The 22394-nt window shown below is 50.1% G+C and carries 26 protein-coding genes; 6 read left to right on the forward strand and 20 right to left on the reverse strand.

Annotated features, from left to right (window positions below):
• Window positions 1-20 precede the first annotated feature (20 nt).
• Window positions 21-806 (forward strand): helix-turn-helix transcriptional regulator, encoded by a 786-nt coding sequence (locus AC3ISQ_RS17315; protein WP_489348494.1) that lies wholly within the window; start codon window positions 21-23, stop codon window positions 804-806.
• 21 nt (window positions 807-827) lie between these two features.
• Here AC3ISQ_RS17315 and AC3ISQ_RS17320 read toward each other — a convergent pair whose 3' ends face one another.
• The 3 genes from AC3ISQ_RS17320 to AC3ISQ_RS17330 all read right to left on the reverse strand — a co-directional run bounded on the left by AC3ISQ_RS17320 (window position 828) and on the right by AC3ISQ_RS17330 (window position 2842).
• The gene (locus AC3ISQ_RS17320) at window positions 828-1076 is read right to left on the reverse strand and encodes an ABC transporter ATP-binding protein (RefSeq protein WP_489348495.1); all 249 of its coding nucleotides are present in this window, start codon (window positions 1074-1076) and stop codon (window positions 828-830) included.
• A 147-nt stretch (window positions 1077-1223) separates the two neighbouring features.
• The gene (gene ycaC / locus AC3ISQ_RS17325) at window positions 1224-1850 is read right to left on the reverse strand and encodes an isochorismate family cysteine hydrolase YcaC (protein WP_489348497.1); all 627 of its coding nucleotides are present in this window, start codon (window positions 1848-1850) and stop codon (window positions 1224-1226) included.
• A 110-nt stretch (window positions 1851-1960) separates the two neighbouring features.
• Window positions 1961-2842, reverse strand: a complete 882-nt coding sequence (locus AC3ISQ_RS17330) for a pirin family protein (protein ID WP_489348498.1) — start codon at window positions 2840-2842, stop codon at window positions 1961-1963.
• Window positions 2843-2968: 126 nt separating this feature from the next.
• Here AC3ISQ_RS17330 and AC3ISQ_RS17335 point away from each other — a divergent pair, with 126 nt between their 5' ends.
• Together AC3ISQ_RS17335 and AC3ISQ_RS17340 are read left to right on the forward strand one after the other, a co-directional pair.
• Entirely contained in the window at window positions 2969-3877 is a 909-nt protein-coding gene (locus AC3ISQ_RS17335; protein ID WP_489348501.1) for a LysR family transcriptional regulator, read from the forward strand.
• Window positions 3878-3929: 52 nt separating this feature from the next.
• On the forward strand, window positions 3930-4199 hold the full coding sequence (locus AC3ISQ_RS17340; protein ID WP_489348502.1) for a hypothetical protein: 270 nt from the start codon (window positions 3930-3932) through the stop codon (window positions 4197-4199).
• A 32-nt stretch (window positions 4200-4231) separates the two neighbouring features.
• Here the strand turns inward: AC3ISQ_RS17340 and AC3ISQ_RS17345 are convergent, their stop codons facing one another.
• From AC3ISQ_RS17345 to AC3ISQ_RS17360, 4 genes are all read right to left on the reverse strand, one after another.
• Window positions 4232-4495, reverse strand: a complete 264-nt coding sequence (locus AC3ISQ_RS17345) for a putative hemolysin (protein ID WP_489348504.1) — start codon at window positions 4493-4495, stop codon at window positions 4232-4234.
• On the reverse strand, window positions 4496-4984 hold the full coding sequence (locus tag AC3ISQ_RS17350) for a YjjA family protein (protein ID WP_489348506.1): 489 nt from the start codon (window positions 4982-4984) through the stop codon (window positions 4496-4498). It lies immediately after the preceding gene.
• 126 nt (window positions 4985-5110) lie between these two features.
• Entirely contained in the window at window positions 5111-5704 is a 594-nt protein-coding gene (gene pagP / locus AC3ISQ_RS17355) for a lipid IV(A) palmitoyltransferase PagP (protein WP_489348508.1), read from the reverse strand.
• A 118-nt stretch (window positions 5705-5822) separates the two neighbouring features.
• Window positions 5823-6911, reverse strand: a complete 1089-nt coding sequence (locus tag AC3ISQ_RS17360) for a DUF1615 domain-containing protein (protein ID WP_489348510.1) — start codon at window positions 6909-6911, stop codon at window positions 5823-5825.
• A 149-nt stretch (window positions 6912-7060) separates the two neighbouring features.
• Here AC3ISQ_RS17360 and tehB point away from each other — a divergent pair, with 149 nt between their 5' ends.
• Entirely contained in the window at window positions 7061-7675 is a 615-nt protein-coding gene (tehB, locus tag AC3ISQ_RS17365) for a tellurite resistance methyltransferase TehB (protein ID WP_489348511.1), read from the forward strand.
• A gap of 51 nt (window positions 7676-7726) precedes the next feature.
• Here tehB and AC3ISQ_RS17370 read toward each other — a convergent pair whose 3' ends face one another.
• The 8 genes from AC3ISQ_RS17370 to gpt form a co-directional block, all read right to left on the reverse strand.
• Window positions 7727-8188: an RES family NAD+ phosphorylase gene (locus tag AC3ISQ_RS17370; RefSeq protein WP_489348513.1), complete on the reverse strand. Its 462-nt coding sequence runs from the start codon at window positions 8186-8188 to the stop codon at window positions 7727-7729.
• Complete coding sequence (locus tag AC3ISQ_RS17375) at window positions 8185-8634, reverse strand: Xre family toxin-antitoxin system antitoxin (RefSeq protein ID WP_489348514.1); 450 nt, start codon at window positions 8632-8634, stop codon at window positions 8185-8187. The genes AC3ISQ_RS17370 and AC3ISQ_RS17375 overlap by 4 nt, the downstream gene beginning before the upstream one ends.
• An 87-nt stretch (window positions 8635-8721) precedes the next feature.
• Window positions 8722-9870 (reverse strand): Fic family protein, encoded by a 1149-nt coding sequence (locus AC3ISQ_RS17380; RefSeq protein ID WP_489348516.1) that lies wholly within the window; start codon window positions 9868-9870, stop codon window positions 8722-8724.
• A 419-nt stretch (window positions 9871-10289) separates the two neighbouring features.
• The gene (proA, locus tag AC3ISQ_RS17385; protein ID WP_489348518.1) at window positions 10290-11543 is read right to left on the reverse strand and encodes a glutamate-5-semialdehyde dehydrogenase; all 1254 of its coding nucleotides are present in this window, start codon (window positions 11541-11543) and stop codon (window positions 10290-10292) included.
• Between the two features lie 129 nt (window positions 11544-11672).
• A complete protein-coding gene (gene proB / locus AC3ISQ_RS17390) occupies window positions 11673-12782 on the reverse strand; it encodes a glutamate 5-kinase (protein ID WP_489348519.1) in 1110 nt (369 codons plus the stop codon).
• A 119-nt stretch (window positions 12783-12901) separates the two neighbouring features.
• Complete coding sequence (crl, locus tag AC3ISQ_RS17395; protein WP_489348521.1) at window positions 12902-13303, reverse strand: sigma factor-binding protein Crl; 402 nt, start codon at window positions 13301-13303, stop codon at window positions 12902-12904.
• 58 nt (window positions 13304-13361) lie between these two features.
• Window positions 13362-14609: an esterase FrsA gene (gene frsA / locus AC3ISQ_RS17400; protein ID WP_489348523.1), complete on the reverse strand. Its 1248-nt coding sequence runs from the start codon at window positions 14607-14609 to the stop codon at window positions 13362-13364.
• Window positions 14610-14792: 183 nt separating this feature from the next.
• Window positions 14793-15251 carry a xanthine phosphoribosyltransferase gene (gpt, locus tag AC3ISQ_RS17405; protein ID WP_489348525.1) on the reverse strand — a complete coding sequence of 153 codons (459 nt, stop codon included), beginning with the start codon at window positions 15249-15251 and terminating at the stop codon, window positions 14793-14795.
• A gap of 339 nt (window positions 15252-15590) precedes the next feature.
• Here gpt and pepD point away from each other — a divergent pair, with 339 nt between their 5' ends.
• Window positions 15591-17051, forward strand: coding sequence for a beta-Ala-His dipeptidase (gene pepD / locus AC3ISQ_RS17410; RefSeq protein ID WP_489348527.1), 1461 nt, complete (start codon window positions 15591-15593; stop codon window positions 17049-17051).
• 34 nt (window positions 17052-17085) lie between these two features.
• Here pepD and dinB read toward each other — a convergent pair whose 3' ends face one another.
• Window positions 17086-18144 carry a DNA polymerase IV gene (dinB, locus tag AC3ISQ_RS17415; protein WP_489348529.1) on the reverse strand — a complete coding sequence of 353 codons (1059 nt, stop codon included), beginning with the start codon at window positions 18142-18144 and terminating at the stop codon, window positions 17086-17088.
• A gap of 202 nt (window positions 18145-18346) precedes the next feature.
• Here dinB and AC3ISQ_RS17420 point away from each other — a divergent pair, with 202 nt between their 5' ends.
• Entirely contained in the window at window positions 18347-19243 is an 897-nt protein-coding gene (locus tag AC3ISQ_RS17420) for a glycerophosphodiester phosphodiesterase family protein (RefSeq protein ID WP_489348530.1), read from the forward strand.
• 49 nt (window positions 19244-19292) lie between these two features.
• On the opposite strand, the gene nqrM is transcribed toward AC3ISQ_RS17420, so the two are convergent.
• Genes nqrM through nqrE form a run of 4 tightly spaced genes read right to left on the reverse strand, consistent with a single transcriptional unit; the run spans window position 19293 to window position 22392 of the window.
• Window positions 19293-19520 (reverse strand): (Na+)-NQR maturation NqrM, encoded by a 228-nt coding sequence (nqrM, locus tag AC3ISQ_RS17425; RefSeq protein WP_489348532.1) that lies wholly within the window; start codon window positions 19518-19520, stop codon window positions 19293-19295.
• A 10-nt stretch (window positions 19521-19530) separates the two neighbouring features.
• Complete coding sequence (locus AC3ISQ_RS17430; RefSeq protein WP_489348533.1) at window positions 19531-20553, reverse strand: FAD:protein FMN transferase; 1023 nt, start codon at window positions 20551-20553, stop codon at window positions 19531-19533.
• Entirely contained in the window at window positions 20554-21777 is a 1224-nt protein-coding gene (gene nqrF, locus AC3ISQ_RS17435) for an NADH:ubiquinone reductase (Na(+)-transporting) subunit F (RefSeq protein ID WP_489348535.1), read from the reverse strand. It abuts the gene before it with no gap.
• 18 nt (window positions 21778-21795) lie between these two features.
• Window positions 21796-22392 carry an NADH:ubiquinone reductase (Na(+)-transporting) subunit E gene (gene nqrE, locus AC3ISQ_RS17440; RefSeq protein WP_489348536.1) on the reverse strand — a complete coding sequence of 199 codons (597 nt, stop codon included), beginning with the start codon at window positions 22390-22392 and terminating at the stop codon, window positions 21796-21798.
• Between the last annotated feature and the right edge of the window lie 2 nt (window positions 22393-22394).

Below are 22394 nucleotides of genomic sequence, written 5' to 3' on the forward strand. Positions count from 1 at the left end.
GTATAAGAAGGTACTACCCTATGACATCTGAAGCGCTCTCTGGCCCGAAAGCTCTTGGTGCCTTCCTGCGAGCACATCGCGAACGCATAACGCCAGAAATGCTGGGATTGCCCAGTGCGCCACGCCGCCGTACCAATGGGCTGCGCCGTGAAGAATTGGCACAAATCAGCGGCATCAGCGCCACTTGGTATACCTGGATCGAACAAGGGCGTGAGGTTTCTATTTCTCCGTTTACGTTAGCGCGCATTGCCAAAGCGTTACGACTAGGGCAAGCCGAGCGGCACTATCTCTTCACGCTAGCACGAGTGACCGATCCCGATCAGGAACAACAACAGGAAACGGTGAACAGCGCCGTGTTACAGAGCGTGCACCAAATAACCGTACCTTGTTATCTGCTAGATAATCTGTGGAATATTGTCGCTTGGAACCCGCAGGCAGAAGCATTGTTTAATGGTTGGCTTGGGCAAGCTAATACGCCCAATCTGCTGCACTTTATGTTCTTTCACCCACTCGCGAAAACGTTGGTCTGTGATTGGGAAGAACGCGCGCGGCGCGTGGTGGCTGAATTCCGCGCGGAAACCAGCCATCATCAAGGTACGGAGGAAATGCGTGCCTTTGTACGCAACATGACGCACAACTGCCCAGCATTTAACCATTTTTGGCAACAGCATGATGTGATGGCACGTGAAGGTGGAGAACGGACTTTTGAACATGCGCAACAAGGAACGCTGTGTTATCAGCAACTCACATTCCGCCCTGCGGAAAACAGCGGATTGAAGTTAGTGATGTTGATTCCATTGACGTAAACGCCAGTGGATTGGAGAGGGTTAGGGTTCTTCGCTAATTTTTGCCAGTGCTTGGCGGTAAGAACGCACTTTCTGCCGTTTTCTCACCCAGATTGTGGTGGAGACAATAAAGATCACCCCGGACATCGTTAGCACACCGATCGGATGACCATAAAACACCATCAAAATAAAATAGATAGCGGAGACAATCGCCACCCATTTGGCCGCATTGCCTATAGCATCCTTTTCTTCGCTCAAGCGACGAATGTGCTCTTCTTCACTGATTCCCATTATGTCGCTCCTTATCTCCAGACCTTCCATTATATGGAGTCATGGCGCTGATATTTCAAGCGTTTTCATGGTAAAGAAGCGTAAAGAACTCAGGCATATAGATATGCCCCAGCTTGAACCATTCAAACTGGGGCGAGAAAATTCTGATTACTTTTTGCCGGCCAGTGTACTGTAACTGGTCATCAAATTACGGTAATCCGGAATATGGTTGGAGAACAAAGCGCCCAACCCTTCAACATCATTACGCCAGTCGCGATGCAGTTCACAGGCCACACCGAACCAAGTCATCAGTTGTGCACCTTCAGCTTCCATACGGCTCCAGGCCGATTGGCGAGTCAGTTCGTTGAACGTGCCAGAAGCATCGGTCACCACGAACACTTCAAAGTCTTCTGCCAGTGCCGACAATGCTGGGAATGCCACACAAACCTCAGTCACTACACCAGCAATAATCAGCTGTTTACGACCGGTCGCCTTGACTGCTTTCACAAAATCTTCATTGTCCCAAGCATTGATTTGCCCTGGGCGTGGGATAAAGGGAGCGTCTGGGAATTGAGCCTTCAGCTCTGGAACCAACGGACCATTTGGACCATCTTCAAAACTGGTGGTCAAAATGGTTGGTAGGTTGAAATATTTGGCTAAATCAGCCAGCGCTAATACGTTGTTTTTGAAACGATCGGGATCAATATCGCGTACCAAGGAAAGCAGACCGGCCTGATGATCTACCAACAATACCGCAGCTTGATCTTTATCGAGACGTTTGTAACTTTTAGCCATGATTTGACTCCTGTTGGACTCGTTTGTTTCCGTTAGCAGCATCACTAACGGCATAGAGGTTGTCTTGAAGTATCGTTCTCACCCGATGCATACCGGGTGAGAACCGTTATTTACTGGTTAACATTTTCCGGGATCATTTCACCAAACTTGCCGCTATTGAAATCGCGGAACGCCTGCTGAATTTCAGCTTCGCTATTCATCACGAATGGGCCATAACCAACGACGGGCTCATTGATCGGCTCACCGCTCAGTACCAACAAACTCACATCATTGTTGGCTTCGATAGTGATCGACTCACCAGTACGATCCAGCACCACCATCTGAGTTTCACGGACCAGTTGCTCGCCGTTGACTTCAATAGCACCGTGCAACATCACCAGCGCCAATGTATGGCCTTCTTTCACCGTCAACGTCGTGGTGTGACCCGTGTTCAGCTTCATATCCCACAGGTTGATCGGGCTGAAAGTTCGCGCAGGACCATCATGGTCGCCGAAGTGACCCGCAATAACCCGAACCTGCCCAGCGTTATCCGCCAGAGGAACCACTGGGATATCTTTATTCAATAGCGTCTGGTAACCCGGCGCGGCCATTTTGTCTTTGGCTGGCAAGTTGACCCACAGTTGCACCATTTCCATCGTGCCGCCGGTACGCGAAAACTCTTTAGAGTGAAACTCTTCGTGCAAAATGCCCGACGCTGCGGTCATCCACTGCACATCACCAGGGCCAATCACCCCACCACTACCGGTGGAATCACGGTGCTCGACTTCACCTTGATAAACTATAGTCACCGTTTCAAAACCCCGGTGTGGATGCTGACCCACTCCGCGTGAACCGGTCGTTTCGCGATATTTGGTTGGCGCTGCATGATCCAGCAGCAAGAACGGACTCAGTTCTTTACCTAGATCGTTGTAAGAAAACAGCGAATTCACCAGAAAACCGTTACCTACCCAGTGAGCTTCAGGGCTGTTGTAAACACCAAGGATCTTTTTCATCTGTTATCTCCAGTTTCAGGCCTCGCGGCCTTAAGTTGATGTCAGAAGTTTAATCCTGTGGCATTTGCTGCGGTAGTAAGCAAGATGTACACTCAGTGTTCTACTGATAGAACGATAAGGGCAGCGATGTTCACCGACCTGAATGACTTATTTTTCTTCTCCAGCGTGGTGGATCACCAAGGATTCGCCCCAGCCGGACGCGCGTTGGGCATTCCGAAATCCAAACTCAGCCGCCGCGTGGCGCTGTTGGAAGAACGGCTAGGCGCACGTCTGATTCAGCGTTCCACCCGCCGTTTTTCCGTGACCGATATTGGCCAAACCTACTACATGCACTGCAAGGCAATGCTGGTTGAAGCGGAAGCGGCGCAGCAGGCGATCGAACAGACTCGCGCGGAGCCTTGCGGTACGGTGCGCATGTCCTGCCCGGTGGCGATGTTGCACACCCGCATCGGTAGTATGTTGGCGACGTTTATGGCGGACTATCCCAAGGTGACGGTGCATCTGGAGGCCACTAACCGTCGGGTTGATGTGGTAGGCGAAGGGTTGGATCTGGCGATCCGTGTGCGGCCACCGCCGCTGGAAGACAGCGACTTGGTGCTGAAGATTTTAGCCAAACGGACTTGGTGCATAGCAGCTAGCCCGTCGTTAGTCCGTTCACTCGGTTCAGTAGAAACGCCGGAGGATTTGCGTCGCTATCCCACGCTCGATCTCGGCCCTGCACGTTCACACCATCATTGGCACCTGACCTCCGCCAACGGTGAGCAATTCCAATGGGAACACCTGCCGCGATTAGTCACTGACGATATGTTGATGCTACGCACCGCCGCGATTGCCGGCGCGGGTATCGTACAGTTACCGGTGATGATGATGCGCGATGACATACTGCGTGGCGATTTGGTGTCATTATTACCCGGCTGGCAACCACAAGGTGGCGTGATTCATGCGGTTTATCCATCACGCCGTGGGCAGTTACCCGCCGTACGCTTATTGCTTGATTATTTGGGACAGCAATTCGCGTTGTTGGAAGAAGAGTGATCAAATAATCACGGCTATACTCTGGTAACGGTTTGAATGTGACGGGGAAAAAATGCCATTAAAAATCGCCAAATGGCTGTTTCAATTACCCAGCAGGCTATTCGGCGCGTTCTTTAAGAACCGCCTAACAATTTTTATTTTTTTCATGTTAATCGCCGTGGGCGTGTTTAGCACCAAGCGTTATTTACGACAGCATCAGCAGCAAGACGAGTTTATTGGAGCCGCACCGGTGAACGGTTATAGCATCAAGCGTGAGCTACCACATCGTGAGGCACGCGAACCGGCACAGAATACGTTGGAATCGTTCAGGTCAAAAAAATGAGTTCTGACCGTAATGATCAGAACTCATCTCTATTATTTTTTCACCGGATGATCGCGGCGGAACAGTTCCCAGCTATCGATTTCCTCACCGCTCGGTAAGGTGCAGGTTGAATATTGCCCTTGCGCGTTTTGCTTCGAATTCAGTTTCCCACCTATCTTAGTGCAGTAAACATCCGCCGGATTTGCCAGACCGACCGGTTTAACCTGCGGTGGCGGTGGTGCGTCATTAGATTTCGTATTACACCCCTGTAGCAGCGCAACGCCTGCCAACATCGATAACATCAGAATTTTTTTCATTTATACACCAAGGAAGGATTTACCCTGTTTCAATACTAAATCACAGGCTTTTTGTTTGACTTGTTCAGTCAGTTTCGACGTCCCCAAACTGTTCAGATCCAAGCTCTTACCTTCCCCCGTCTGCAACAAACCACCCAACCCTTGTTGGTAATCTGGTTTTGCGGCTTTTGTCGGATCGCTCATACCCAGTTTGTTCAGCAGTTTGTCTTGAACTCCGGCGACGCCATCAGCCGACAGCACATTGTTTTTCACGCAATATTGCATAATACCTGCGGCATTCGTCATGCTACTGGAACTGAGCGCCTTGTCACCGCCATCCAACAGACTGGTCAACGAAGATAAAGACGAAGCACTCCCCGTCGTTCCTGACTTACTCAGTTCACCGGCGGCACTGTTGATTGAATCCATCAGCCCGGCGGCTTGTGCTGCTCCACCCGCCATGACGCCAGCCAGCGTTAATGCTACCAGTAAACGATTCTTGGTCTTCATTGGAAACTCCTGTTTATCTTCACTATAACGGCTTGTTGCCGAATCATAGCTTCGAGCATAGTTAATCACGACAAGTTCCCAAGAACTTGCCGGATAACGATTTTTAAGAATCTTTGAAGGGGGAAATTAAAACTGCCAGCGCAGCCAAGCGAAGAATACGTTGCCGTTATTATAAGTTCCGGGAATATACGTGGCCTGAAAAGTCAGGCGCTTATAACCCACAGAGGCTAACGGTAGCAACACCGGGATCGGAATATAGTTCCAGTTATCGCGCGCAGTGGCTCCAGCAGTGAAGCCTAGCCCCAGCCGGAAATCTTTATCTTCCAGCGGACGCCAGATTTTTTCATAACCGTAACCGCCGATCGGCTCCCACTTATTGAACGAATCTTTGAACGCCATCAGGTACAGACCGTGCCAATCGCCATCCTGATCATAACGAGAAATACCGTAACCCAATCCCCAAGGCCGCTCGTTGTACGAATCAATTTTCTCTTGATCGTACATCCAACGGTTGTGCCAAGTGATGGCAGGAATATAGAGATCCTTGTTCGGCGAATGCTGCCATGTCTCAACAACATTATCGCTAAAACGTTGCCACCATCCCGGTTTCTCTGCCTGAGAGGAAGTGCTATTTTCTGCACTGACTTCAGCATAAGAAGACTGTGTAGAAAATATCAACGCCATTGAACAGGCCAAAAACGTCCTTTTAAAACACATCATAAAACTCCAATAAAAAACTGGCCGAAATTCTTACTGATCATATCAGCATTATCAAGCTGTATCTTATTTGTTCGATTGGTTAAATACATCACGTTGAGGGTTTATTGAGATTAGCCCTTCAAGGCACACGCGTCAGGCAACGCTGACGTCGCTCGTCCACCCGTTTGGCGAACCATGCGGTGGTCAACTTACGCGTGATTTTCGGGCTTTCCAACTGGATGCCGGGTAACATTTCACGCGGTAATTTCTTACCGGCTGACTTTTCCGCTAATGCATAAACACGCGAATACAGCGATGTTTGCTCAAAATCAAGGCTGTCTCCCTTTTCCAATGCGCGCCGGATGGCCGAATCACTCAAATCTAACCGTTTCCCCAAGCTGCGTACCGCTAACTCGGTTGAGCCCGGTTTGCTCGTGCCGTAGTTGATCAGATCGCCATCCAACGCCAATTTGATACCACTAGCACGGCTGACAACACTCTGGAATGCCGCATTACGGCTGGCATACCAACCGGCATTAAAGTCAGCAAAGCGATACAGCGACTGACTGTAATTCGCCGGATACCCCAGTAAATGCATGATGCCAAAGTACATTCCTCCACGACGGCTAAATACTTCGCGGCGGATGGTGCCGTCAACTGAATACGGATAGCCTTTGGCATGGGCTTCGGCAAAAGCGATACTGACTTGCATCGGCCCGCCAGTACGCACTGGGTTGAGATTACCGAACAGCTTCTGCCCCATCGGCACCATATCGATAAAATCATCGAAGATCGCACTCAACTCCTGCTCGTTACGCACCTGATCGAGCCGTTCACTGTAACTTTTACCGTTCGGAGATTTGATCAGCAGCGCAGTGCGCACCAGAAAGTGAGGGATATGCAGTTGATCTGCCCGACGATCGATCTCTTTCCAAGCGATTTTAGACAACCCCGGCACCGACGGATTAGCTTGGAAAGTGGATTCCTGCTCAGTGACCGCCAATACGGCGCACAGATTCTCATTACTAGGGTTAAGGTCCTGCGCAGAAAATGCCGCAGCAATATCGCTCGCCCAACCTTCACGATCGCGCGTATTAGCTGGCATTAGTTTAATCAACTGAGCTTTCACATCAACTGAGCGTAGTCTTGATTTTTCCGTGGTTGTCTTACTGCTACAACCTGCCAACACCAATAGTGCTAGCAGACTCACAATGCGGTAATTTGGCATTTTTCCCTGATTATCATGGCATAAGCTGAAATAAACTTATCCCATAGCTAGGTTATTAGCTAGAGTACCGCTCTGAAATATAGTCAAAACACCAATAAACATGTATTTTACATGCATCATTAAATTATCTGGATTAAGAAAAACACACTATGCCTACTTTATCTGACACACATTCATCCCCTGAAGATTATTACCACCATAAATATGGTTTAACCCGTACTCACTCAGAAGTGATCGAAGCCGCTAGCATTATCGCACCCGGCAAAGCGTTGGATCTCGGCTGCGGCGGCGGACGCAACTCGCTCTACCTCAACCTGAAAGGCTTTGACGTGACCAGTTGGGATAAAAACGCCCCCGGCATCGCTGAATTGAACCGAATTATCGATGTAGAACAATGTCAAAAAATCAGCGCCAACGTGCAGGATCTCAATAGCCACCGTTTTAGCGGCGAGTACGATTTCATTCTCTCCACCGTAGTTCTGATGTTCCTAGAGCGTAACGCCATCCCGCATATTATTCAGGATATGCAGGCCGCAACCGTTAAAGGCGGCTATAACCTGATCGTCGCCGCGATGGATACCCCAGATTATCCGTGCCCAATGCCGTTCCCATTCACCTTTAAACCCGATGAACTGAAGAATTACTACCAAGGCTGGGAACTGGTGAAATACAACGAAGACGTCGGTGCGCTACATAAAACTGATGCGGAAGGGAACCGGATTAAGTTGCGGTTTGCGACGATGCTAGCGCGGAAGTTAAGGTAACTGAATGTTTTGTTGGGAGAATGTTCAGAATTCTGAACATTCTCTTTTTTGCTAGCGAGTCAGCCTTTCATCAAACGAGAAACTCAACGATTTAATGGTGTGGCGATATTTATCGAAGGAAGGATGCTCAGGGTTAATAATGGCATTTTTTTCATAAGGAACAATAGAAGAAGGAACGACCAATGCGACAGAATCACCCGCTTGGAGCCAACCACTACCGATGTCCATCGTACTGATGGGGGCTGGATTCTGACGCCAGCCAGCCGGTAAGACGTCACTATCAAGGTACTGAATATCTTCATCAGCAATTTCTATGCTAAAAAGGGAATAACTCTCAAGCAACGATTCCTTGTTGGTATGCACTAACAATTCAAGTGAAGCAAGAGCAATAGAACCAGCCACATAGACTACGGGATAGCCTTTATGGTTCCAGCGACCACCAAACTCACTTGCACCATACCCATTCCACGCAGTTGATGCATAAAGTGCCTTGGTTAACCGGTATAGGATCATGAAAAGACACCGTGCTCCAGTCGGCCAATAAGGTCTAACACTTCTATAGCACCGCTCTCAGTCGGCAGAAGGGATGCTGGTGACACATCACCTAACCCCCGAACAGGCTGACGCATCCAGGCATTTGCATCCCTTTTACTACCGTTAAAAAGCTGTACCGCAGCATCTATTACCCGAACAAATCGGGCAATACGCTCACTTTCATCCGAGGAAAGTGTACCGTCAGAACTTTTGCGTCTGGTGATATTACGTTCATTGATGCCCGTAAAACGCAAAATGTCAGCTTTTGATATATCTTCAGACCATTGATGAATGTTGTCTAACACACCGACCGGCAAACCCGCCTGCAAGGCTAAAGTCAGCTCTCGTCCTCTATTGGCAGGAAAACCAACATAACGCCATAACGCATTATCTACCGGTTTTGGTGATGGGCTGTAGATTCTCATTGCGGCCTCCTAACTAACACCTCGCCATTTGTCTGCATTTATTATAGACAAATACCCAAACCAAGCAAGAGAGGATTTTGTAGGCAATCAACCTGTTGAACACACAGTCTTATTTTTCAAGATGTCCGATTTTATTTGATAACGCGTACTACGCCCCCCGCCCGGTAGTTTTTCGATACATCCTTTTTCTACCAAATCGGTTAAATGCCGCGTTGCTGTTGCTTTACTCACTTTTGCCACCCTCTGATACTGACTGGCGCTGATCCCCTGTTCAAAACCTTGCTCTCCACCGTCTAATAGACGATTAAGTACCTTAACTTGCTCTGGGTTCAAATTATCCAAGCGATGCAGTTGCCAGAAGTGAGTTTTGGCTAAGGTTCGAGTGATGACCTGCAATGCCTGATCCAGAGTGGCATCTAGCGTATCTAGGAACCAATTCAACCAAAGGGTGATATCTAACGTTCCTTTCTGGCTCAGTTCCAGTACCCGATAGTAATCAGCTCGTTTTTCCAAGATGGCGACCGACATCGCGTATAAGCGAATGCTTTGGCTATCAGCCTGTGAAAGTGCTAGATCAGTCAAAGCACGTGTGATGCGTCCGTTACCATCATCAAATGGATGGAGGGTAACAAACCAAAGATGGCTGATGGCCGCCCGTAAAAGTGGCTCCAAAGTGGGTTCATTAACGCTCTGATTAAACCACGTGATGAAATGGTCTAACTGCTGCTCAAGACCTTTTCGCGGTGGAGCCTCAAAATGCACGACTGGACGATCGATGCGTCCCGACACCACTTGCATAGGCTCATCACTTCGCAATTGCCCTACATTTACTCGCTGCATCACCCACTCGCCCGTTGGAAATAACCAACGGTGCCATTGGCATAGGCGTTCAAAAGTCAAAGGCTGCCCACGGTTATCGATCGCATCGATCATCATGGCCGCCAACCCTTCCGAACGATCCGATACTGGGTAAGGTTGTACCTGTGATATTCCCAATCGCCGCGCCAAAGAAGAACGCACAGATTGAACATTAAGACGTTCATCTTCGATAGCGGAAGAAGCTAAGATGTTCGCCAGCAACGTATCCAAAGCCAGTTCTGGTTGCTCGGTTTGGTAATGACTCCCCAGCAAGATGCCTAACTTACGTTGCAACAGCCGTAGCCTCGGCAAGACCTCTTGATCCTGCCAATGAAAGTGTGGCCAATCGCCGTGTTGCCAGATCCAAGTGGGAGTCATCAGTCGCTCGCTGAAAGCTGGTGTTTATACCCGTCATACTTGAAGCTACATCTTTGTTGGCTGCCCTTGCTCACCCGAATCACTTACTGGCGTAAGCTCATCGGGATTATGAGTTTCGTTCCTCAACTCACCCTTCGGGCCAGCGCAAGCGCTGTTCAAATCGGTCTGACGACCAATTTGTCGCTGCGTTGCCGCCTTGATGTAACTCCAATTATTTTGGGTATATACTGGTGTGAGCCGAATGAGCAAGCTAATCGGCTCATCTAATGAGCTGAATATAGCATATCATTGGCTCATTTGAAGAGCTGATTGTGAGGAGTGTTTGGCTCACGAAATGACCGTTGTAATGATAGATCCACTATAAAAACAAAAACGCAGCCTTTGCAGACTGCATCTCATTTAATTCCAAACTACCTCACTCAACTCCTTACCAAATCATCCCCATAACCAATCCATTTATAGGTGGTCAGTGCATCCAGCCCCATAGGGCCGCGGGCGTGGAGTTTTTGGGTGCTGACGGCGACTTCTGCACCCAAACCAAACTGGCCGCCGTCGGTGAAGCGGGTGCTAGCGTTGACGTACACCGCCGCGGAATCCACTGCGCGCACGAAGTATTCTGCGTTGCTCAGTGAACGCGTCAAAATAGCGTCCGAGTGGCTGGTGCCGTGGGTGCGGATGTGGTCAATCGCCTGATCGATATCGTCCACCAGCGTGACGTTCAGATCTAGCGACAGCCATTCGTCGTCATAATCTTCTGCTGCGACTGCAACGACCTGCGCCGGACCGCCTTGCAGTAACGGCATTGCGTTGTCGCTAGCGTGCAGAGTGACGCCAACTGCCGCCATACGCGCACTCAAGGCGGGCAAGAAGCTGTTAGCGATGGTGCGATTGACCAACAAGGTTTCCAGCGAGTTGCAGGCGCTCGGACGTTGGATTTTGGCATTTTCGATCACCGTCAGTGCCTTGTCATAATCCACGTTGTCGTCAACGTAGGTGTGGCAAACGCCGATACCCCCCGTGATCACCGGAATGGTCGATTGTTCGCGACACAGTTTGTGTAGGCCAGCGCCACCACGTGGGATCAGCATATCGACATAACGATCGAGACGCAGCAGTTCAGCCACCAATTCGCGCTCAGGGCTTTCAATCGCTTGCACCGCTGCCGCAGGCAGACCACACCGTTCCAGTGCTTGCTGGATCACCTTCACCGTCGCCTGATTGGTATGGTGTGTTTCTTTACCACCGCGCAGGATCACCGCGTTACCGGTCTTCAAGCACAGGCTGGCGACGTCGATGGTGACATTGGGGCGAGCTTCATAAATCACGCCGATGACGCCAAGTGGCACTCGGCGGCGCTCTAACTTCAGGCCACTGTCTAGCAAATTGCCATCCAATACGTGACCGACCGGATCGTTCAGGCGGCATACCTGGCGCACGTCGTTAGCAATGGCCGCCAGTCGTGCTGGCGTCAACAACAGACGATCCAACAGCGCTTCACTCATACCGGTCGCGCGCGCCTGTTCCATATCTTGTTCATTGGCTTGCAGGATCGTTTCGCTGTTGGCTTCTAACATGTCCGCCATCACCGACAACACCTGATTTTTCTTCGCCGTGCTCAGCACCGCCAGTTGCCAAGAGGCTTGTTTGGCGGCCTTGCCCATTTGTTCAAGCATGATAACTCCTTAACTTAATACTCGTCATACTTGAAGCTGCATCTACGTTGGCTGCGTTCACTCACCCGAATCACTTACTGGAGTAAGCTCATCGGGACTCACTCACTGGCCGCCTTGATGCAACTCCAATTATTTAGAGTATGCAATCATATCGTCGCGGTGAACGGCAACAGGGCCGTATTCATAACCGAGGATTTCACTGATTTCTTGTGAGTGATGCCCGGCGATCATGCGCATCGCGTCACTGTTATAACGGCTGACACCATGCGCCAGATCGCGCCCCGCCAGATTGCGGATGCGGATCACTTCACCACGAGAGAAATCACCTTTGACTTCGCGAATGCCTTTTGGCAACAACGAACTGCCGCGCGCCATCATCGCCTCTACCGCACCATCATCAACGGTGATTTCACCGGCAGGTGGTGCGCCGAAGATCCAGCGCTTACGGTTTTCCAGTGGGGTTTCCAAGGCATGGAAACGGGTGCCGACTGGCGTCCCTTCGATCACATCCGCCACCACGCCCGCTTTGCTCCCGGCGGCGATAATCACGTCGATACCCGCACGGCAGGCAACATCGGCAGCCTGAAGTTTGGTACCCATACCGCCAGTGCCAAGGCCAGAAACGCTGTCGCCAGCAATCGCACGTAATGCATCGTCAATGCCATGCACTTCGCGGATCAATTCCGCCTGTGGGTTATTACGTGGGTCGGCAGTGTATAAGCCTTGTTGATCAGTCAGCAGCAACAGTTTATCGGCTCCGGCAAGGATCGCTGCCAGTGCCGACAGATTATCGTTATCGCCAACTTTAATTTCTGCGGTTGCCACCGCGTCATTTTCGTTAATCACCGGGACGATACGGTTATCCAGCAAAGCATTCATGGTGTCACGCGCGTTGAGGAAGCGCTCGCGATCTTCCAGATCAGCGCGCGTCAGCAGCATTTGCCCGACGTGGATACCGTAAATTGAGAACAGTTGTTCCCACAGTTGGATCAAGCGGCTCTGCCCTACCGCGGCCAGCAGTTGCTTGGAAGCAATAGTAGCAGGGAGTTCAGGGTAGCCCAAATGCTCACGCCCGGCGGCAATCGCACCAGAAGTGACGATAACAATGCGGTGGCCCGCTGCATGTTGCTGCGCGCATTGACGCACCAATTCAACAATATGAGCACGGTTCAGACGCAGCGATCCGCCGGTCAACACGCTGGTGCCCAATTTCACAACCAATGTTTGGCTGCCGTTCATAGAATATCTGCCGTTTAAAATGAGGGAAGTGCAATGAACTTTGTAACAGGAGAGACGCGTCATGCCAACAGGCACGACGCAAATTCAACGATCAGATTGATCTAAGCGGATGGTTTGATCTAGGCAGACAGTTTGACAGGCTGTTCGTTGAAATCGTCGGCAGGTTCTAATGACAATTCCATGGTGGTTAAAAGCTCCCCTAGGCGCTTATGGAAACCGCGCAATGTGGTCTCCAACTTTTCCTGTACTTCAGGATCTTTAATTTTTTCCGCTTTCCACTGTCCTTCTTTATTGAACAAGCCAAATTGGTAAGCATAGGTAAAGCGTTTTTCTTCCGCCAACAACTCTATCCACCATCCCCAGAACTCACGTTTTTCTGGCGCAGGTTTGACGTTGACGCACACGGCTAAGCAATCAAAGAAAAAACGGTCGTTTTCACATTGCCCTTCACGCAGATACGGTCCCAAGCTAGCGAAACGTTTCATTAGTCGGCTTTTAGGGTGACCACTGGGTAACGTCATTATAACCTCCTCAAGGTAGACCCCTCTTTTTAACAAACTGTTAAAAATTAGCAACTAATTAACGCATTTTCTCCCGCAGCCAATCACAACTTTGCAGTAATGCTTTATGGAAACTTTGGTATACCGGAGCACGTGGAATGGCGATTAATTTGCCGTCTAATGAAGAAGAGGCGATCAACTGAGCTTCTTCTTTCGGGCTAAGAAGATCTTTTTCCCAATAAGCAGCCAACATCGGTGTTGGACAACGACGCCCTAGTAACCCCTGCATTTTTAGCGAGTAGCGATTCAGCTCGACTTTCAGCACGTTATCGGAAGCATTCTGCATTCCCATACGGCTAGCGAGCACATCCATATACATATCGGGCACTTGCTGCTGGAACTGGGTATCACATAACAACGTATGCACCACCGGGCCTAAGCAAGCCACACCACGCAGGCGATGGGATTCCAAATAAGCCAAACGAACTGCCACATTAGCGCCAAAGCGCAAACCGAAAGCGGTGACGCGCTGATGATCGACCCACGGCACCGAGGGCAACTGCGCCAATACCTGTTGATGCAGGTAACTGGAATCCTGTGTGAGTTTCCATTTGCTGGAGGAACCGATCGACGGCATATCGATAGTCAGCATCGCAATACCATGCGGCGCCAGATATTCACGGAACAGGCGGTGGTAATCGGTTTGCAAGGTATCCAGACTGCCGCACATCAGTACTGTCGGATAAGGCGCTTTACCGCTATCTGGCATATGTAAGAAGCCAGTGATATCGCTGCCGCCTGGGATTTTAAAGGTTAATTCTTTCAGTTGATAAGGCAGTAATAACGCCGCTTCTTCATAAGCACGATTCGCCAGCGCTTCTGCCTGTTCGGCCAGTTCATCACCTTTCAGATGTGGATAACCAGCGATGCTGTAGAAATTGGCGGCATTTAACCAATATTGCCCACCGATCAGCGAGTCTTGCTGCTCCAGCGCCCGCTGCTGCCATTCCATTCCTTGATGCACCCACTCGTAGATCCAGTTGCCATTTCGGTAACCGACCACGGTATCCAGCAATTTATCGTTGCTGTGTTCTGCGCACGAAACCGCAATCCGTGACAGCACTTCATTGGTTTCTACCGGGCTGACGCCACGCCAAGTCCACAGCAGATTATTAAGCAGGCGATACCAATTGTTAGTGGTATTCCCTTCTAAAGCGGAATGCAGATGGGTGTTCACAGGGTTACGCGCACGCGTGACCAACGTTGAGGTTTCACGATGCTTGAAAGAGGGTTTGAACAGTACTTCAGAAAGGTTGGCTTGTGCCATGGTGATTATGGCCTCCATAAATCTGGCGACAGGCCGCAAACAGCCTGATTATCTGTTGTTAGTGTACCTAACTCTGGTGAGATAAACCAAAACAAGCCGGGAATTTACAGAAGATGACAAGAGAAAGGCTAAAAACGCAAACGCCCGGCATTGCCAGGCGCTTGAACGTCGTTCAGAACCGAATTAACGATTACTGATCGGTGGAACGAAAGTCACGGCCATATCCCACGGCTGCTCGATCCAAGTATCTTGTGGGATATCAACAACGTAATCGTCAACCAATGGACGACCAGCAGGTTTAGCGAAAATAGTCACGAAATGGGCTTTCGGATACATATCGCGGATCGCTTTAGCCGTGCCGCCGGTATCAACCAAATCGTCGATGACGATAAAGCCTTCACCATCACCTTCAGCACGCTTGAGGATCTTCATCTCACGTTGATTATCATGGTCATAGCTGGAGATGCAGACGGTATCTACATGGCGAATACCCAGTTCACGCGCCAACAGTGCTGCTGGAACCAAACCGCCACGGCTGACGGCAATGATGCCGGTCCATTGCTCAGAAGGCATTAGGCGAGTTGCCAGTTTGCGTGCGTGCATTTGCAACATATCCCAGGTAACAACGTATTTTTCGCTCATAAGAATGGTGTCCCAGCCAGTAGATGATTGGCTTATATGGTGATTCGGGGAAAAAAGGTTGCGCGAGATTATAGAGATTGACTACTACGAATACCAGTGGCTGTGATCAATTCATTCAGATTTTATCTGCTAGGCGCGCTGACGACGGCTGTTGAAAAAGTAAACTGAAGCCTAGTCACCCCGGCTATTCACCCGATAAAGGTTGGTAATACTGCACGCGCACACCCTGAGATAAAGTGGTATTCTCTGAAAATCGTGCCAAATAGCACCGATTCAACTCAACCCTAACCGCACAGCCTTCTCGCCATGCCGGGGATGCTGTTTATAGGAGTCTTAATAGTGTCTGAATTGTCTCAACTTTCACCACAGCCGCTGTGGGATATTTTTGCCAAAATCTGCTCGATTCCACACCCTTCTTATCATGAAGAAGCGCTGGCGGAGCACATCATGGCGTGGGCTAAAGAGAAAAACTTGCACGCCGAACGCGATCAGGTTGGCAATATCTTACTGCGCAAACCGGCAACCCAAGGGATGGAGAACCGCAAGCCGGTCGCTCTGCAAGCCCATTTGGATATGGTGCCGCAAAAGAACAACGACACGGTGCACGATTTCGCCAAAGACCCAATCCAACCGTACATTGATGGTGAGTGGATCAAAGCCCGTGGTACCACGCTGGGTGCCGATAACGGCATCGGTATGGCATCTGCATTGGCCGTGTTGGCGGACGATAGCGTAGAGCACGGTCCGCTGGAAGTATTACTGACCATGACCGAAGAAGCTGGCATGGATGGTGCCTTCGGCCTGCAACCGAACTGGCTGCAAGCGGATATTCTGATCAACACCGATTCAGAAGAAGAAGGCGAAATCTATATGGGTTGCGCCGGTGGTATTGATTTCATCACTACCCTGCCATTGCAGCGCGAAGCAGTTCCTGCCGGTTACCAAACACTGAAGCTGACCATCAAAGGGTTGAAAGGTGGTCACTCCGGTGCTGATATTCACCACGGTCTGGGTAACGCCAACAAGCTGCTGGCGCGTTTCCTGTTTGGTCATGCCGAAGAGCTCAGCCTTCGCCTGCTGGAGTTAAACGGCGGTACGCTGCGTAACGCCATTCCACGTGAAGCCTTCGCCACCGTGGCGGTACCTGCCGCTAAGGTTGATGCACTGAAAGCGCTATGCACAAGATATCTCGGTATTTTGCAAAACGAGCTGGCGGCCAAAGAGAAAAACATCACCGTATTGCTGGAAGAAACTACCAGCAGTGCTCAGGCAATGACAGCCACTAGCCAACATGCTTTCATCGCGCTGCTCAACAGTACACCAAACGGCGTTATTCGCATGAGTGACGCGGTAAAAGGCGTGGTTGAAACTTCATTGAACGTCGGTGTTGTCACAACCACCGAAGGCGAAGCACAAATCATCAGCCTGATCCGTTCATTGATCGACAGCGGTAAGAATTACGTGGTGGGTACGCTGACCGCATTGGGTCAACTGGCTAAAGCGAATGTCGAAGCCAAAGGCAGTTACCCAGGCTGGCAGCCAGACGCCAATTCACCAGTGATGCATTTAGTTCGTGAGATCTATCAAGATCTGTTCAATAAAACGCCGAACATCATGGTGATCCACGCGGGTCTGGAATGTGGTTTGTTCAAAAAACCGTATCCGAACATGGATATGGTATCGATTGGGCCAACCATCACCGGGCCACACTCACCGGATGAACAGGTTCATATCGCAAGCGTTGGGCAATATTGGACGTTGCTGACCGCCTTGCTGAAAGCGATTCCTGAACGCGCTTAATGCATCGAATCGGGGATCTCAATGGTCCCCGTTTTTACCAAGGCAATAGCAACTGCCGCTCTATTTGCGGATCGAGCAAAGTGACATGCAACCCCACCAACCGTACCCCGCGCCCTTCCCGCCGCTCTTGCCACGCCTGTTTAGCGACCTTCAATAAATCGTCTTTATTCAGTACTGGCCAAACGTGTTCTTGTGTCGTCTGTTGGAAATCCTGAAATTTCAGTTTCACGCCCTGACGAGCGATATGCAGATCCGGTTTGACCTTACGTAAACGCACTTCCAATTCTGGATACAGTTTTTCTACAATCAGCGTTTCGCATTCCTCCCAACTGTGGATATCCTGCGCCAAGGTACGCTCGACACCGACCGATTTACGCAGCCGCTCCGACGACACCCCTCGCTCATCAATCCCCTGACAACGTTCCCAAAGCACACGACCAAACTTGCCAAAGCGTTTCAATAGCATCGCCAGATCGCAAGTTTGAACATCCGCACAGGTATATAATCCCATCTCTTCCAGTCGTTTGGCGGTTACTTTGCCAACCCCGGGGATTTTACCCAGCGGTAATTGCTGTAAGAATTCAGGGACCAGCGCTGGCGTTATCACATATTGCCCATTGGGCTTATTGATATCGGAGGCAATTTTGGCAAGGAATTTTATCGGAGCTACTCCCGCCGAGGCGGTAAGTTGTAACTCGTTAAAGATAGTCTGGCGAATTTCCTGAGCAATTAATGTTGCCGAGCCGTTACACAGCGAGCTTTCGCTCACATCCAAGTAGGCTTCATCCAAGGAAAGTGGTTCGATTAAAGCAGTGTAGCGAGCAAAAATCTGACGAATATGTTGCGAGGCCTCTTTATAGGCATCCATTCGTCCCGGCAATAACTTCAACTGCGGACAAAGTTTTAACGCCATCGCCGTCGACATCGCACTGTGCACACCATAGCGACGAGCCGGATAATTAGCGGTGCTGATCACCCCACGTCGCTCGGCACTACCGCCAATCGCCAATGGAATATCGCGCAGACTGGGATTGTCACGCATTTCCACCGCTGCGAAGAAGCAGTCCATATCGACATGAATGATTTTACGCATCGTCCCCTCCAATATTACTGTATAAGTATACAGTTGAATATTGAGAATTCAAGTTCTCCTATAGGCCTAACAAATGCGAATAATTCTCACTTATTGACAGCAATAATCGAGTTGTTAGAAAAGCTTAATTTTTCAATAGTATGATGTCAGAAAATCCTGACTACACACGACCAATAATCTTACGCACAAGAAGGTGCTCGCTATGCATAAACTGTCCAACTATCTGTTCGCTTGCGTCCTGACGTTACTCTCCGCCGCCGCTAACGCAGCAACCATGCATGCTCCAGCCATTATTGCCCACCGGGGTGGCACCGCAGATGCCCCGGAAAATACCATCGTCGCCATACAGACCGCATTGAAAAATCGTGCGGATGCCATCTGGATAACTCTACAACAGTCCAAAGATGGCGTGATCGTGTTATATCGTCCATCCGATCTAAAGGCGCTGACCGATAAAACGGGCCCAGTTTCCGCTTATACCGCGGCTGAACTCGCTAAAGTGGATGCCGGCTATTCGTTTGGCAAAGAAGAAAATTATCCTTTCCGCGGTAAAGAGATAGGTATTCCCACGCTGGAACAGGTACTAAAAACCTTCCCGAAAGTGACTTTCTATCTGGATATTAAATCCCCAGATGCCGATCCCACTGAGTTTGGGAAAATATTACTGACGACTCTGAAACAAACCGACAGTTTGCAACGCACCCGTGTTTATTCTACGGATACCCAATATCTGACCGCGCTACCGAAAGAAATCCAGCGTTTTGAAAGCCGTGATGAAACGCGCACTCTGCTGGCTAATATCACCATGGCGCATCAGTGTGATATCAAACCGGATGCTAACAAGCCACGCTGGTATGGCCTGGAATTAAAGCGTGAAGTGGAAGTGGTAGAGAAATACACCTTGGGTGAAGGACGTTCTAAGGCATTTCTGACTTGGGATAAAGAATCGTTCGACTGTTTCCGTTCTAAAGGCCCCGCGCACATCATTCTGTTCGGTATTAATACACCACAGGATTACCAGCAAGCACTGGCTTTAGGTGCTGATGGCGTGATGGTTAACTCGCCAAAAGATGCGCAACAATTCCGTAGTCTGAAGTAATTCTTAAGAAAACAACCCGGTGGAAATGAACCCCCGGGTTATCATCACATCAAATAATGCGGTGCTTTTCCAATTGCTGCTGACGCTGCGCTTCTTTCGCCATGCGTTTTTTACGAGCGTCGCAAGGTTCAGGGCAGTCGCAAACTTTATCCATCCCCAATGCGGTAATGCCGCCGCAGCTTCCCTGTAAGGTTTTGCGTTTAAACACGTAGCCCAGAGACATCCCGCCAACAATCAGCAAAAACAGAACGAAACTCGCTATAAATACCGTTAGCATAATCGCCTCACTAACCCTTTTTATTCAGATAAGGTTTGAACGCTTCTGAATAACGCTCCTCAAACCCCTGATCGGTTTTCACGATCATAAACACCGGGATGCCCAACAGGTTAGCCAATGCCATACCGCGCTCTGGCCCCATCACATTGAAACCGGTCGATAAGCCATCTGCGGCCATACATTCTGGGCTAAGTACCGTAACAGACACCAAACGATGATGGATAGGTTTGCCAGTAATCGGGTCGATAGTATGAGAATAGCGCACCCCATCCTGTTCGAAATAATTCCGATAGTCACCGGAGGTGGCAATCGACATATCCCCCGGCTGGATCACCAATTGTGCCTGCTGTTCCGCCCCTGCCGTTGGGCGTTCGATAGCAATACGCCAAGGTTGTTGCTCACCGTTACTCCCTTTGGTTCGCACCTCGCCGCCAACATCAACCATATAATTTTCAACGTGTTGCGATTGCAAGTAATGCGCTACCACATCCACGCCATAACCCTTGGCGATGGAGGAAAGATCGACATACAGTTCAGGAATACGTTTGATCAACATATCTCCTTCAACCGCTAATTTGTCGATCCCCGTCCAAGCACGGCGCTGCTCCAGTTCCACAGCACTGGGCACTTTATCCGGCCGACCTTCTGGGCCGAATCCCCATAGGTTGACCAATGGCCCAACGGTGACATCAAGCGCACCGTCGGTAACACGGTTGATGCGCATCGCTTCACGCACCACCGTCGCCGTCGCGGCAGAAACAGCGAATGGCTTATCGACTTCACGGCTGGCATTGAAGCGGCTCAGTTCGGAATCAGGCCGATAGGTGGACATCTGATCGTTCACCAGCTCCAAACGTTCATCAATCGCCGCCTGGAGTTTTTCAGCCGATGGCGTACCTTCACCCGTCACATAGCGGATCGAATAATAAGTCCCCATCGTTTTACCTTCGAGGTTGACTTGTTCCGGTCCACAACCGACCAGCAACAGGGCGATCCACATCGCCCCGAATCCCTTCATTGCCATTACACGCATTTAGCCACCAAAGTCATCAAGCATGATGTTTTCGTCTTCAACACCCAGATCTTTCAGCATTTTGATTACGGCGGCGTTCATCATCGGTGGCCCACACATGTAGAACTCACAGTCTTCCGGTGCCGGATGGTTCTTCAGGTAGTTTTCCAACAGAACGTTATGGATAAAGCCGGTATAGCCAGTCCAGTTATCCTCTGGTTGCGGATCGGAAAGTGCCACATGCCAGGTGAAGTTTTCGTTCTCGGCCTGCAACTGGTTGAAATCCTCTTCATAGAACATTTCACGCGATGATCGCGCACCGTACCAGAAGGTAATTTTACGTTTAGAATTCAAACGGTTTAGTTGATCGAAGATATGCGAACGCATCGGTGCCATACCCGCACCACCACCGACGAACACCATTTCAGCTTCGGTTTCTTTGGCAAAGAACTCACCAAACGGCCCGGAAATCGTCACTTTATCGCCTTCTTTCAGCGACCAAATATACGAAGACATAATGCCCGGTGGCACATCAGGATTGTTCGGCGGCGGTGTAGCAATACGCACGTTGAGCATGATGATGCCTTTCTCTTCCGGGTAGTTCGCCATCGAGTAAGCACGCACCGTTTCTTCTTTTACTACGGAGCGGTAACGGAACAGATTGAAGCGATCCCAGTCACCACGATATTCCTGCGGTACATCGAAATCGGCATAGCTGATGTCGTGAGCTGGCGCTTCTATCTGGATAAAGCCCCCAGCACGGAAAGGAACATCTTCACCGTCTGGAATTCTCAGCTTCAGTTCTTTGATGAAGGTGGCTTTGTTATCGTTGGAGATAACTTCACATTCCCACTTCTTCACGCCGAAGATCTCTTCTGGCAGTTCGATCTTCATGTTCTGTTTAACGTTGACCTGACAAGCCAGACGGCAGCCTTCTTTGGCTTCACGCTTGGTGATGTGAGAAAGCTCTGTCGGCAGAATATCGCCACCGCCTTCAGTGATCACCACCCGGCACTGACCGCAAGAGCCACCGCCGCCACAGGCTGAGGAAACGAAAATCCCCTGTCCAGACAGTACGTTCAGCAGTTTGTCACCCGCCGGAGCGGTGAAGCTTTTGTCATGATCGCCGTTCACTTCCACGGCCACATCGCCGGTATTCACCAGCTTCGATTTGGCGAATAAAATCAGCAATGCCAACACCATAACGATGCAGGTGAACATTGCGACGCCTAAAATAATTTCCATAAATACGTCCTGCCTTTATTACAACTGAACACCGGAAAATGACATAAAGCCCAATGCCATCAATCCGGTGGTGATAAAGGTAATGCCCAAGCCGCGTAACCCGGCAGGAACATTGGCATACTTCATTTTTTCACGCAGGCCAGCCATCGCGACGATCGCCAGCATCCAGCCAACGCCAGAGCCCACGCCATACACCACGGATTCCGCGAAGTTATAGTCACGCTGCACCATAAAGGACACGCCGCCGAAGATGGCGCAGTTTACGGTGATAAGCGGCAGGAAGATGCCAAGAGCGTTGTACAGCGCCGGGAAGAAGCGATCGAGGATCATCTCGAGGATCTGCACCAACGCTGCAATCACACCAATGAAGGTGATGAAGTTTAAGAAACTCAGATCAACCCCTTCCACCAGCGCACCGTCGCGCAGGATCAGGTTGTACACCAGATTGTTGACCGGTACCGCGATACCCAATACCACAGTAACCGCAATCCCCAGACCGAAAGAGGTGGAAACCTTCTTCGATACCGCTAGGAAAGTACACATCCCGAGGAAGAACGCCAACGCCATGTTCTCAACAAACACTGCGCGTACAAACAAGCTAATATAATGTTCCATCG

Source organism: Serratia sp. KH_031 (assembly GCF_057839655.1).